Source organism: Pseudomonas sp. NUPR-002, from assembly GCF_056322725.1.
In genome coordinates, this window is sequence record NZ_CM150476.1 from 6,092,372 (window position 1) to 6,105,654 (window position 13,283).

Below are 13,283 nucleotides of genomic sequence, written 5' to 3' on the forward strand. Positions count from 1 at the left end.
GCTCCTACAGGTGGTGCAAGACAGTTGCCCCACAGGGTCAGGTGAGCACTTCCACCTTGGGCAAGTCCATGGCATCGGCCTCGCCCTGCAGGAAGTCACTCAGGCGCCGCAGTCGCTCACCGCCCGGACGGGTTTTCGGCCACACCAGGTAATAGTCCAGACCACTGGCCACTGCTGTTGGCCAGGGCAGGCTCAAGCGCCCTTGCGCAACGTCTTCGGCCACCATCAGCAAATCACCCATCGACACTCCGTAACCCCGCGCGGCAGCGATCATGCCCAGTTCCAGGGTGTCGAACACCTGGCCACCCTTGAGCGAGACCTTGTCGGTCAACCCCATGCGCGCCAGCCAACTGCGCCAGTCACGCTTGTCGGGTGTGGGGTGCAGCAGTTCGATACCGGCCAGGCGCTTGACGTCCCAAGGCCCTTCGGCCAGCAAGTCGGGCGCCCCCACCGGGATCAGCAATTCTGAAAACAAGCGTGCCACTTCCCAATCAGGCGGAAAGTGACCGTCGCCCAACAACACCGCGCAGTCGAACGGCTCATGGTTGAAGTCAACATGATCGACGTCCATCCAGGCGCTGGTCAGTTGCACTTCGTTACCCGGCTGCAGGTGACGAAAGCGGCTCAGACGCGCCAGCAACCAGCGCATGGTCAGGGTTGAAGGCGCTTTCATGCGCAGGATGTCGTCTTCGCTGCGCAAGGTATTGCAGGCACGCTCCAGCGCCGCAAAGCCTTCACGCACGCCCGGCAGCAACAACCGCGCAGCTTCGCTCAGCTGCAGGCTGCGGCCATTACGCACGAACAAGCGACAGGCGAAGTGCTCTTCCAGGGTGCGGATATGGCGGCTGACCGCGCTCTGGGTGATCGATAACTCATCCCCGGCGCGGGTGAAGGAGCTGTGCCGGGCAGCCGCCTCGAACGCACGTAAGGCATACAACGGCGGCAAACGACGGGACATGAGCGAATCCTCCACAGCGCTTCAGAACAATGCATTGGATCATACCGGCATGAGTTTTAATCATGCCACCGATCGTTTTTATCCTTTTGCGAATAACCGCACAAAGGATGAGAATTTCAGGCTTTCCCTAATACCGCGTCAAAAAGGACGATCCAATGCAGGCTGCACCCACTCATGAACTCAAGGCCCTGTTGCGCCTGGCCGGTCCGCTGATCGCCTCGCAGCTGGCGCACATGCTGATGGTGCTGACCGACACTCTGATGATGGCGCGTATCAGCCCTCAGGCCCTGGCCGGCGGTGGTCTGGGTGCGGCGAGTTATTCGTTCGTGTCGATTTTCTGCCTGGGGGTAATTGCTGCGGTCGGCACGTTGGTCGCCATTCGCAAGGGGGCCGGTGACATCGCCGGCGCCACCCGCCTGACGCAAGCCGGGCTATGGCTGGCCTGGGCCATGGCCCTGGTCGCGGCGCTGGTGTTGTGGAACCTGGAGCCGGTGTTGTTGCTGCTCGGTCAGAGCCCGAACAACGTTGAAGCCGCCGCGCAGTTTTTGCTGCTGCTGCCACTTGCCCTGCCCGGCTACCTGAGCTTCATGGCCCTGCGCGGCTTTACCAGCGCCATTGGCCGTTCAACGCCGGTGATGGTGATCAGCCTGGTGGGGACCGTGGCCAACTTCCTGCTCAACTACGCGTTGATCGAAGGCATGTTCGGCCTGCCGAAATTGGGCCTGGTGGGTATCGGCCTGGTGACCGCCATCGTTGCCAACTGCATGGCCGTGGCCATGGCCCTGTACATCCGCTGGCACCCGGCTTATGTGCCCTACCCGATCAGCAAGGGTTTGAGCCGCCCGTCCTGGCCGGCCTTGCGCGAGTTGTGGCGCCTGGGCCTACCGATTGGCGGCACCTACACCGTAGAGGTCGGGCTGTTTGCCTTTGCTGCGCTGTGCATGGGCGTATTGGGCAGCACCGAGCTGGCGGCTCATCAAATCGCCCTGCAGATTGTCTCCACGGCGTTCATGATCCCGGCCGGCTTGTCGTATGCCGTGACCATGCGCGTAGGCCTGTATTACGGGGCCGACAACCTGCTCGGCGCACGCCATGCTGGCCGCGTCGGTATCGGGTTTGGCGCAGCGATGATGCTGATGTTCGCCATTCTGTTCTGGCTGCTGCCCGATCCACTGGTGGGCCTGTTCCTCGACCACGGCGACCCGGCCTTTGCCGACATCATCCAGTTGGCGGTGAGTCTGCTGATGGTTGCCGCCTGGTTCGAGCTGTTTGACGGTGTGCAAACCATCGCCATGGGTTCGATTCGCGGCCTTAAAGATGCCAAGACCACTTTCCTGGTCGGCTTGTTCTGCTATTGGGTGATCGGCGCTCCGGCCGCGTGGTTGCTGGCCTTTACCTTAGGTATGGGTGCGGTAGGCGTGTGGTGGGGGCTGGCACTGGGCCTGGCGTGTGCGGCGGTGAGCCTGACGCTGGCGTTCGAGTGGCGGATGAAGCGTTTGTTGGGTGGGTTGGGTAAGGTGAATAAGGCTGCTGCTTCGGTGGTTTGAGGGTTCGATCGCGGGGCAAGCCCGCTCCCACACAGCCGGTGGGAGCGGGCTTGCCCCGCGATGCGTTATTACAAAGCCGCCACCTGACGCGCCGAACCACTCAACAAAAATGTCATCAGCTCATCAATCGGCAACGGCCGGCTGATCAGAAATCCCTGCACCTGGTCACAGTTGAAGCTGCGCAACAGGTCCATCTGCTCCGGGGTTTCCACACCTTCAGCCACCACCTCAAGGTTAAGGTTGTGCGCCAGGTTGATCATGGCGTGCACCAGCTTGCGGTTCTCTTCGCGCTTTTCCATGCCGCCGACAAAGCTGCGGTCGACCTTGAGCAAGGTGATCGGCAGGCTGTTCAGGTGCACGAAGGAAGAAAAACCGGTGCCAAAGTCATCGAGGGAAAAGCGCACACCCAGACGCCCGAGCGCATCCATGGTCTGCTCGACCAGGTCATTACGGCGCATCACCGCCGTCTCGGTAAGCTCGAATTCCAGCCAGCGCGCATCAACGCCATGCTCGATAATCAGGCGGCTCAGGGTGCTCAACAGCTGGCTGTCCTGGAACTGGCGAAACGACAGGTTCACCGCCATGTGCAACGGCGCCAGGCCCTGTTCACGCAGCGCCTGCATATCGCGCAGGGCACGGGAAATCACCCAGTAGCCCAAGGGCACAATCAAGCCGCTCTGCTCGGCAAGCGGTACAAACTCGCTGGGCGGCAGCAAGCCTCGTTCAGCATGGCGCCAGCGCACCAGCGCTTCCAAGCCGACGATGTGCCCGTCGGCCATGTCCAGCCGCGGCTGGTAGTGCAGTTCCAGTTCGTCACGGCGCAAGGCGCGACGCAGTTCGCTTTCCAAGTCGGCCAGGCTGCGCGCGTTGCGGTTGATACGCTCGTTGAAGATATGAAAGGTGCAGCCTTGCGTGCCCTTGGCCTGTTGCATGGCGATATGCGCATGCCACATCAAGGGGTCGGCGCCACCTTGTGCGCGGGCATGGGCAACGCCCAGGCTGCAACCAATCAACAGGCTCTCGCCATCCACCCAGTACGGCTCGGCCAGCGCCTCGGTAATGCGTTCGGCCATCCACTCGGCACGCTGTGGCTCACGGCGGGTGTCAATCAGCAGGGCAAATTCATCGCTGCCCAGGCGGGCCACTTGATCGCCCGCTTCGAGCTGGCTTTTCAGGCGCCCGACCACCTGCAGAATCAGGCGGTCACCTGCCTGATGACCAAGCGCATCGTTGGCACGGCGAAAGTTGTCCAGATCAAGGTGCCCAAGGGCCACGCCGCGCCCTTCGTTGTCGGCCAGGCGCGCAGCCAGCAGGGTCTGAAAACCCTGGCGGTTGGCAATACCGGTCAACGGGTCCTGTTCGGCCAGACGCTGCAGGGTTGCTTCCAGCACCCCGCGCTCACGCACATGGCGCAGGCAGCGGCGCAGGGTATCGGGGCCCAGTTGATCAAGTACCAGCCAGTCGCTGACGCCCGGCGGTGGAAGCTGCGGTTCGTGCTCCAGCAACAACACCATCGGCAACATGCAGCGGCCAGGCGCTGGCTGCAATGGCGGGGTCGCCAGCACCAAGGCATTGCGGTCATTGGCAAACAGGCTGTCTACCGCTTCCCAATTTGGCGCGGTCAGCATTACCACGCTGCCCGCCAGCGGCGTCAGGCAATCACGCAAGACGGCAGCCCACGCGGGTTCATCTGCCAGCAAAAGCAAACGCAAGGGTTCGGCAGGCGTAGACAAGCTGGCTCCTTAGGATGTGGGCACCGTCAGATGACAATGGGCAGCGAGAGGCTCATCCTAAACCATTAATGAAAATGATTTTCACTTAAAGTCGAGCCACTCCATTGCCGACATCCCGCATGTTTCGCCACGCATCCTGCGGGAAAGTAACGAAAGCGGCAAATATTAGATCGAGTGGTACGTCACACTGTCAGACGGTCGCGGCAGAAATTCTCTACCCCTGCTAAAATGCGCGGCTATTTTTCTAGCGACCCCGGTTTTTGTCATGTCCCGACTCAACCCTCGGCAACAAGAAGCCGTGAATTACGTCGGCGGCCCTCTTTTGGTGCTCGCCGGTGCAGGTTCCGGCAAGACCAGCGTGATTACCCGCAAAATCGCGCACTTGATCCAGAACTGCGGCATCCGTGCGCAGTACATCGTGGCCATGACCTTCACCAACAAGGCCGCGCGGGAGATGAAAGAACGGGTCGGTACCCTGCTGCGCAAAGGCGAAGGGCGCGGCCTGACCGTGTCGACCTTCCACAACCTGGGCCTGAACATCATCCGCAAGGAGCATGCACGGCTGGGCTACAAACCAGGCTTCTCGATCTTTGACGAAACCGACGTCAAAGCCCTGATGACCGACATCATGCAGAAGGAATACTCGGGCGACGACGGCGTCGACGAGATCAAGAACATGATCGGCGCCTGGAAGAACGACCTGATCCTGCCGCCCGAGGCGCTGGAGAAGGCCCGCAACCCCAAGGAGCAGATGGCTGCGATCGTTTACTCGCACTACCAGCGCACCCTGCGGGCGTTCAATGCGGTGGACTTCGACGACCTGATCCTACAGCCGGTAAAACTCTTCGAAGAACACGCCGACATTCTCGAAAAGTGGCAGAACCGTGTGCGCTACCTGCTGGTAGACGAATACCAGGACACCAACGCCAGCCAATACCTGCTGGTGAAGATGCTGATCGGCACGCGCAATCAGTTCACCGTGGTGGGCGACGACGACCAGTCGATCTACGCCTGGCGGGGCGCGCGGCCGGAAAACCTGATGCTGCTCAAAGACGATTACCCCTCGCTGAAGGTGGTGATGCTCGAGCAGAACTACCGCTCCACCAGCCGTATCCTGCGCTGCGCCAACGTGCTGATCGCCAACAACCCGCATGCCTTCGAGAAACAGCTGTGGAGTGAAATGGGCCACGGCGACGAGATCCGTGTGATCCGTTGCAAGAATGAAGATGCCGAATGCGAGCGGGTGGCGATGGAGATCCTCAGCCTGCACCTGCGCACCGACCGCCCCTATAGCGATTTCGCGATCCTCTACCGCGGCAACTACCAGGCCAAGTTGATGGAGCTGAAGCTGCAGCACCACCAGGTGCCGTACCGCATGAATGGCGGCAACAGCTTCTTCGGCCGCCAGGAAGTGAAAGACCTGATGGCCTACTTCCGCCTGCTGGTGAACCCGGACGACGACAACGCCTACCTGCGGGTGATCAACGTGCCACGCCGGGAAATCGGCTCGACCACCCTGGAAAAGCTGGGCAACTACGCCACCGAGCGCAAGATCTCGATGTACGCCGCCAGCGAAGAGCTGGGCCTGCGCGAGCACCTGGACAGCCGCTTCACCGACCGCCTTGAACGCTTCAAGCGCTGGATGGACAAGGTCCGCGAGCAGGTTGCCCTGGAAGATCCAATTGCTGCGCTGCGCAGCATGATCATGGACATCGACTACGAGAACTGGATTCGCACCAACAGCTCCAGCGACAAGGCGGCGGACTTTCGCATGAGCAACGTCTGGTTCCTGATCGAGGCGTTGAAAAACACGCTGGAGAAGGACGAAGACGGTGAGATGACCATCGAGGAAGCCATCGGTAAGCTGGTGCTGCGCGACATGCTCGAGCGCCAGCAAGAGGAAGAAGACGGTGCCGAGGGTGTGCAGATGATGACCCTGCACGCCTCCAAGGGCCTGGAATTCCCCTACGTGTTCATCATCGGCATGGAGGAAGAGATCCTTCCCCACCGTTCCAGCATCGAAGCCGACACCATCGAAGAAGAACGGCGCCTGGCCTACGTGGGTATTACCCGCGCTCGCCAGACCCTGGCCTTCACCTATGCAGCCAAGCGCAAGCAGTACGGCGAGATCATCGATTGCGCGCCGAGCCGCTTCCTTGACGAACTGCCCGATGATGACCTGGCCTGGGAAGGCCTGGACGATGCGCCCGTCGAAGTGAAGGCGGCGCGTGGCAATAATGCACTGGCCGATATCCGCGCCATGCTTAAACGTTAGATAATCAACCTTTGCTGCGGCGTACTGCCGTGGCCACTCTTGCTACATCGAGGAAATACCACAGTGGAAGCACTGCACCAGAAGATTCGCGAAGAAGGCATCGTGCTTTCCGATCAGGTTCTCAAAGTCGATGCGTTTCTCAACCATCAGATCGACCCTGCGCTGATGCAACTGATTGGCGACGAGTTCGCCCGTCTGTTCGCCGACTCCGGCGTCACCAAGATCGTCACCATCGAAGCCTCGGGCATTGCCCCGGCCGTGATGACTGGCCTGAAGCTCGGTGTACCGGTGATTTTCGCGCGCAAGCACCAGTCGCTGACCCTGACTGAGAACCTGCTGACCGCTTCGGTGTACTCCTTCACCAAACAGACCGAAAACACCGTGGCGATTTCCCCGCGCCACCTCAACAGCAGCGACCGCGTGCTGGTAATCGACGACTTCCTGGCCAACGGCAAAGCCTCCCAGGCGCTGATCTCGATCATCAAGCAGGCCGGCGCTACCGTTGCCGGTCTGGGTATCGTGATCGAGAAGTCGTTCCAGGGCGGCCGTGCCGAGCTGGACAGCCAGGGCTACCGCGTTGAATCGCTGGCTCGGGTGAAGTCGCTGGAAGGTGGTGTGGTTACTTTCATCGAGTAAGCACATTTATCGCGGGGCAAGCCCGCTCCTACACTGTGTAGGAGCGGGCTTGCCCCGCGATCAAGCGGTCGCTCGCAACCCCGCCAGCAATAACCGCTGATACAGCTCCTCTTTCAGCCCCTGCGGCTGCGCCAACCCCATCCGCATCAACTGCTGTGGATAAGCCTCGGGTGCCGGAGCATCCAGTGCCGCCTTGCCCAATTCCAGCACCTCGCTCAACTTGAACTTGCTCTTGAGCCAGTTCAACGCCCGCAACAAATCACGCTCTTCGTCAGTAAAGTCACTGCCCAGCGGATACTCCGGGAACAAACCTGCATGCGCATCGCGTATACGCTGCAAGCGTTGCGGAGTGTTGTCGGTGAAGCGTGGCTCCAGGGCAAAGTCGCTGGGTAACTTGCCCGCCTGCTGCGCCTGGGCGATCAGCTCGGGCTGGAAGCGCGAGTCGCTGACGGCCAGCAAGCGCCGAATGCATTCGGCATCGGTCTGCCCGCGCAGGTCAGCAATGCCGTACTCGGTGACCACGACATCGCGAAGGTGCCGGGGGATGGTGCAGTGCCCGTAGTTCCACACCAGATTGGAGCTGACCTCGCCGCCCGATTCACGCCAGCTACGCACCAGCAAAATCGAACGCGCACCTTCCAGGGCATGGCCCTGGGCCACGAAGTTGTATTGGCCGCCAACCCCACTGAGCACCTGCCCGTTGGCCAACTGGTCGGCAACACCCGCGCCCATCAGGGTCATCGTGAACGCAGTGTTGATAAAGCGCGCATCGCGGCGCTGCGAGCGCTTGAGCGCTTCTTCGCCGTACAGCTCGTTGATGTAGCTGATAGCGCGCATATCGATGCATTTGCGCCGTTCCAGCGGCATGTCGCGCAAGCGCTGGTAAAACGCCTGAGGGCCGAGGAAGAAGCCGCCGTGCACCAACACGCCACCCTCGACCGAGCGCCGGATGATGCCCGCCTCCAGCAACGCCAGCAGGCCGTTGACGAGCATTTCGCTACAGCCATACAACCCGTGGACAAAGGGCTCGGTACCGCCTTCGTGGGCGATCAATTGCTGCCAGGGCTGCAGGTCTACATCTGCGAGCAGTGCCTGATACGCCGGGTTGTCAGAGTGCCGGGCCAGCAGCGCTGCAGTGAGGGCATCACCCATGGCGCCAATGCCGATCTGCAAGGTGCCGCCGTCGCGCACCAGGGTGCTGGCGTGCAGGCCAATGAAGTGATCCTGGGTGGTCACCGGCATGTTCGGCGTCGAGAACAGGCGGCGTTGCTCGACGGTATCGATCAACAGGTCGAAGTCCTGGCGAGGCAACTCGGCGCTGCCGGGCATGTAGGGCAGTTCAGCATGTACCTGGCCCAGCAGCAGGATGGTTTCCCCAGCAGCGCGGCGGCGCTCGATCATCGGCAACAGGTCGAGGGTGATGTCTGGATTGCAGCTCAAACTCAGATGGTTCGGGCGCTGCGGGTCTTGCGCCACCAGTTGCGCCACCAGGTTCAGGCCTTTGCTGTTGATATCCCGGGCGGCGTGGCTGTAGTTGCTGCTGACATAGTCCTGCTGGGCAGTGGCACTGTGCAGCAGGCTGCCCGGCTGCATGAAGAACTGTTCGACACGGATATTGTCGGGCAGGCAGTCGTTGCGCAGATCCGCCAGATAGTCGAGTTCTTCATAGTCAGCGAAGACACGCTCAAGGAACGGCTGCAGAAAGCGTCGCTGCAGGCCTTCGCCGAGGTCGGGGCGGCCAAGGCTCAGCGCGGTATAGAGGGTCAGGCGCCGTTCTGGCAGCTGGCGTACGCGTGCATACAGCGCGTTCACAAACGCATTGGGCTTACCCAACCCCAACGGCAGCCCCATGTGGATATGTGCCGGTAACCGCGCCAGCACCTCATCAACGGCCTGTTCGATCGAGCATCGATCCATCATCTGCACCTCCGGTTGGAGTAGCTTTCATGCACCTTCTGTGGGAGCGGGCTTGCCCCGCGATAGCGGCATACCTGACACACCTCTATCGCGGGGCAAGTCGGGTCGCCGCACCGCCGCTCCCACCTTAAAACAACAAAGCCCGCACAGGGCGGGCTTTGTTGGAGAAGCGCGAGCCTTACAGGCCAGACATCTTCTTGATGGCGCCCATCAGGTCGTCATCCGAGCAATCGGCACAGGTGCCTTTCGGCGGCATGGCGTTGAGGCCGGTAATGGCCTTGGCCAGGATACCGTCCAGACCACCCTGGTGGTCGGCACGTTCTTTCCAGGCTGCAGTGTCGCCGATCTTCGGCGCGCCCAGCAGGCCGCTACCGTGGCAAGCATTGCAGTGCTTGGCGATGATTTCGTCCGGGGTCTTGGCACCACCGCCACCGGCGGAGACGGCAACTTCCATACCCTTGCATTCCTGACCCTGCACACACACCTGGCCAACCGGTTCCAGTCGCTTGGCGATGTCGTCGTTGGTCGCAGCTTGTGCGCTGACTGCCCAAAGGGCCAATACGGCAGCTGGTACGGCCAGCATTTTCTTGATTAGATTCACGCGTACACCCTCATGGTGGCTAGTCACGCCCGCGGCCACGGTTTCGCAGGCGGCGCAAGTATAACGGGAACCCTGCCATACCGAAACAACCCTAGTGTCCAAAGGGTCTTAGCCGCGACAATCCGCCGCGTGCCTGTGCCTTAGAAGTTCGCCGGGGTCGCCGCACTGATCAGCCGGGCCGGCTCATCGTACGGATTACGGAAACGGTGCGGCTTGGTACTTTCAAAATAGTAGCTGTCGCCCGCTTCGAGGATAAAAGTTTCCAGCCCGACGACCAGTTCCAGGCGACCTTCAAGGAGGATGCCGGTTTCTTCACCGTCGTGGGTGAGCATCTCTTCACCGGTATCGGCGCCCGGTGGGTAGACCTCATTGAGAAAAGCGATGGCCCGGCTCGGGTGCGCCTTGCCGACCAGCTTCATGGTCACCGCACCGTCGGAGATGTCGATCAGCTCGTGAGCCTTGTAGACGATCTGCGTGGGGTTTTCCGGCTGCAGTTCTTCAGAGAAGAACTCGACCATGGACATCGGAATACCGCCCAGCACTTTACGCAACGAGCTTATCGAAGGGCTGACGCTGTTCTTCTCGATCATCGAGATTGTGCTGTTAGTGACGCCCGCACGTTTGGCGAGTTCACGCTGGGACAGGCCCTTGAGCTTGCGAATGGCTTGCAGTCGTTCACCGACGTCCAAAGCTGGAGCCCTCCTAAACGAACGAGTGGGGTCGAAATTGAACGATATCATCGCAACAGCGTTCAGTATTTACAACACTTCGACCCGCAGCCTGTCCGCTTTGGCGCCTCAATCGCCGATATAGTCCAGCGGCACGCGCTTGAGGTTGCAGAAAATCTGGTAGGGAATGTTGCCTGCGTGCATAGCCAGCTCGCTGGCCAGCACGTTTTTGCCCCACAACTCCACCGGGCTGCCGACGCCGGCTTCCGGTACATCGGTGAGGTCGATGCACAGCATGTCCATCGATACCCGGCCGATTAATTGCGTGCGCTTGCCCGCCACCAGCACTGGTGTGCCGTTAGGCGCCTGACGTGGATAACCGTCGGCATACCCCATGGCCACCACGCCAACCCGAGTCGGCCGTGGGCTGATGAACTTGGCGCCATAGCCCACCGGCTCACCGGCAGGTAGCTCGCGTACGCTGATCACCCGCGATTGCACGGTCATCACCGGTTGCAGGCGAGCAGCTTCGGCCTGCGGCACTTCAAACGGCGTGGCGCCGTAGAGCATCAGGCCTGGGCGTACCCAGTCGCTGGGCATGTTCGGCCAACCGAGCACGGCCGGCGAGTTGCGCAGGCTGACTTCGGCGCTCAGGCCCTGACGTGCGGCCTGGAACACTGCCAACTGCTCATTGCTGGCACCACTGTCGAGTTCGTCGGCGCGGGCAAAGTGGCTCATCAGCACAATGCGCGCGACCTTGCCGCTGGCCAGCAGACGCTGATAAGCCGCCTGATAGTCCTTGGCATGCAAACCAACCCGGTGCATGCCCGAGTCGAGTTTCAGCCACACGGTGATCGGCTTGCTCAGGTGAGCTTGCTCGATGGCTTCAAGCTGCCACAGCGAATGCACCACACACCACAGGTCATGCTGGGTGATCAGTTCCAGCTCACTGGCTTCGAAAAAGCCTTCGAGCAACAGCACCGGTGCCTTGATCCCTGCTGCACGCAACTCCAACGCCTCTTCGATACAGGCTACGGCAAAACCGTCGGCTTGCTGCTCCAGGGCCAGTGCACAGCGCACCGCGCCATGACCATAGGCATCGGCCTTGATCACGGCCAGGGCTTTGGCACCGGTCAGTTCGCGGGCAAGTTGATAGTTGTGACGCAGCGCTTGTAGATCGATCAGGGCACGGGCAGGACGCATGACGGCAGCCTTCTGGGCAGTCTGGTTAGAGTAAAAAACCCGGTGCACAAAGGCCGCGTGTAGGCCGCCAGTGGCACCGGGTGAGGGATTACGGTTACGGCAGTGCAGCGACCACTGACAGCTCTACCAGGATTTCCGGCTCGCACAGCTTGGCTTCAACGGTGGCGCGAGCAGGCGCGACACCTTTGGGCAGCCAGCTGTCCCAGACACTGTTCATGCCCTGGAAGTGCGCATCGATGTCCTTCAGGTAGATGGTCACCGAGAGCAGACGGCTCTTGTCGGTGCCCGCCAGGTCCAGCAGGCGTTCGATGTTGGCCAGGGTTTCACGGGTCTGTTGTTCAATCCCGGCATTCATGTCGTCGCCCACTTGGCCCGCCAGGTAGACGGTGCCGTTGTGGGTGACGATCTGGCTCATGCGCTCATTGGTGAGCTGGCGCTGGACTGACATGTTTTGCAGACTCCTTCTGATTGCCGTAACGAGAGATATCCAGGCCTTCGGCACTGATCTGTGGCTTTTTGCGGGCGATCAGGTCAGCCAGCAAACGCCCGGAACCGCAGGCCATGGTCCAGCCCAGCGTACCGTGACCGGTGTTCAGGAACAGGTTACGGAACGGCGTAGCACCGACGATCGGCGTACCGTCCGGGGTGGTTGGACGCAGACCGGTCCAGAAGCTGGCCTGGGTCAGGTCGCCGCCACGAGGATAAAGATCGTTGACGATCATCTCCAGCGTTTCACGCCGACGCGGGTTCAGCGACAGGTCAAAACCGGCGATTTCAGCCATACCGCCAACACGGATGCGGTTGTCGAAACGGGTGATCGCGACCTTGTAAGTTTCATCCAGAATGGTCGACGTTGGAGCCATGGCCGGGTCAGTGATCGGCACGGTCAGCGAGTAGCCCTTCAGCGGATACACCGGGGCTTTGATGCCCAACGGCTTGAGCAGTTGTGGCGAGTAGCTGCCCAGCGCCAGCACATAACGGTCTGCGGTTTCCAGCTTGCCATCGATCCACACGCCATTGATGCGGTCACCGGCGTAGTCCAGGCGCTGAATGTCCTGACCGAAGCGGAATTCGACACCGAGCTTGATTGCCATTTCCGCCAGGCGGGTGGTGAACATCTGGCAGTCGCCGGTCTGGTCGTTTGGCAGACGCAGGGCGCCGGCGAGAATATCGGTGACATTGGCCAGTGCCGGCTCAACGCGGGCGATGCCTTCGCGGTCGAGCAATTCGTAGGGCACGCCAGACTGTTCGAGGACGGCGATGTCCTTGGCAGCGTTATCCAGTTGCGCCTGGGTGCGGAACAGTTGCGTGGTACCCAGGGTGCGGCCTTCGTAGGCAATACCGGTTTCGGCACGCAGCTCGTCGAGGCAGTCGCGGCTGTACTCAGACAGACGCACCATGCGCTCTTTGTTCACCGCGTAACGGTTGGCGGTGCAGTTGCGCAGCATTTGCGCCATCCACAGGTACTGATCGATATCAGCGGTGGCCTTGATGGCCAGAGGCGCATGGCGCTCCAGCAACCACTTGATGGCCTTGAGCGGCACACCTGGCGCAGCCCACGGCGAAGCGTAACCAGGCGAGACCTGGCCGGCGTTGGCAAAGCTGGTTTCCATGGCCACGGCCGGTTGGCGGTCGACCACGACGACTTCAAAACCCTGCCGTGCCAAATAGTAGGCACTGGCGGTTCCGATCACACCGCTACCAAGTACCAGAACTCGCATGTTTATTACCCTCGACGCAGCGTA

At 61.1% G+C, this 13,283-nt stretch carries 12 protein-coding genes; 4 read left to right on the forward strand and 8 right to left on the reverse strand.

Translation table 11 applies throughout. The features are described 5' to 3' along the window. Nucleotides 1–37: 37 nt before the first annotated feature. Entirely contained in the window at nucleotides 38–958 is a 921-nt protein-coding gene (locus ACVWSC_RS28070; RefSeq protein ID WP_442110766.1) for a LysR substrate-binding domain-containing protein, read from the reverse strand. Between ACVWSC_RS28070 and ACVWSC_RS28075 the strand changes: the two genes are divergently transcribed. Both ACVWSC_RS28075 and ACVWSC_RS28080 read left to right on the forward strand, forming a co-directional pair. Next, nucleotides 957–1,136 (forward strand): hypothetical protein, encoded by a 180-nt coding sequence (locus tag ACVWSC_RS28075; protein ID WP_442110768.1) that lies wholly within the window; start codon nucleotides 957–959, stop codon nucleotides 1,134–1,136. The genes ACVWSC_RS28070 and ACVWSC_RS28075 overlap by 2 nt on opposite strands. Beyond that, on the forward strand, nucleotides 1,114–2,505 hold the full coding sequence (locus ACVWSC_RS28080) for a NorM family multidrug efflux MATE transporter (protein WP_442110770.1): 1,392 nt from the start codon (nucleotides 1,114–1,116) through the stop codon (nucleotides 2,503–2,505). Before ACVWSC_RS28075 ends, ACVWSC_RS28080 begins: the two co-directional genes overlap by 23 nt. Before the next feature lie 68 nt (nucleotides 2,506–2,573). Here the strand turns inward: ACVWSC_RS28080 and ACVWSC_RS28085 are convergent, their stop codons facing one another. Continuing rightward, nucleotides 2,574–4,238, reverse strand: a complete 1,665-nt coding sequence (locus ACVWSC_RS28085) for a putative bifunctional diguanylate cyclase/phosphodiesterase (RefSeq protein ID WP_442110772.1) — start codon at nucleotides 4,236–4,238, stop codon at nucleotides 2,574–2,576. Between the two features lie 265 nt (nucleotides 4,239–4,503). Here ACVWSC_RS28085 and rep point away from each other — a divergent pair, with 265 nt between their 5' ends. Together rep and xpt are read left to right on the forward strand one after the other, a co-directional pair. Further along, entirely contained in the window at nucleotides 4,504–6,513 is a 2,010-nt protein-coding gene (rep, locus tag ACVWSC_RS28090; RefSeq protein ID WP_442110774.1) for a DNA helicase Rep, read from the forward strand. Between the two features lie 63 nt (nucleotides 6,514–6,576). Then, nucleotides 6,577–7,149 carry a xanthine phosphoribosyltransferase gene (gene xpt / locus ACVWSC_RS28095; RefSeq protein WP_028689919.1) on the forward strand — a complete coding sequence of 191 codons (573 nt, stop codon included), beginning with the start codon at nucleotides 6,577–6,579 and terminating at the stop codon, nucleotides 7,147–7,149. Nucleotides 7,150–7,209: 60 nt separating this feature from the next. Here xpt and ACVWSC_RS28100 read toward each other — a convergent pair whose 3' ends face one another. The 6 genes from ACVWSC_RS28100 to dadA form a co-directional block, all read right to left on the reverse strand. Beyond that, nucleotides 7,210–9,066, reverse strand: a complete 1,857-nt coding sequence (locus ACVWSC_RS28100) for an acetyl-CoA hydrolase/transferase C-terminal domain-containing protein (protein WP_442114393.1) — start codon at nucleotides 9,064–9,066, stop codon at nucleotides 7,210–7,212. Nucleotides 9,067–9,244: 178 nt separating this feature from the next. Then, entirely contained in the window at nucleotides 9,245–9,667 is a 423-nt protein-coding gene (locus tag ACVWSC_RS28105) for a c-type cytochrome (RefSeq protein ID WP_442110776.1), read from the reverse strand. A 140-nt stretch (nucleotides 9,668–9,807) separates the two neighbouring features. Next, entirely contained in the window at nucleotides 9,808–10,356 is a 549-nt protein-coding gene (locus ACVWSC_RS28110) for a cupin domain-containing protein (protein WP_028942437.1), read from the reverse strand. Nucleotides 10,357–10,464: 108 nt separating this feature from the next. After that, a complete protein-coding gene (alr, locus tag ACVWSC_RS28115; RefSeq protein WP_442110779.1) occupies nucleotides 10,465–11,538 on the reverse strand; it encodes an alanine racemase in 1,074 nt (357 codons plus the stop codon). A 94-nt stretch (nucleotides 11,539–11,632) separates the two neighbouring features. After that, a complete protein-coding gene (locus tag ACVWSC_RS28120; RefSeq protein WP_133213831.1) occupies nucleotides 11,633–11,986 on the reverse strand; it encodes a RidA family protein in 354 nt (117 codons plus the stop codon). Next, the gene (gene dadA / locus ACVWSC_RS28125; RefSeq protein ID WP_442110781.1) at nucleotides 11,958–13,259 is read right to left on the reverse strand and encodes a D-amino acid dehydrogenase; all 1,302 of its coding nucleotides are present in this window, start codon (nucleotides 13,257–13,259) and stop codon (nucleotides 11,958–11,960) included. Before dadA ends, ACVWSC_RS28120 begins: the two co-directional genes overlap by 29 nt. Nucleotides 13,260–13,283: the final 24 nt, after the last annotated feature.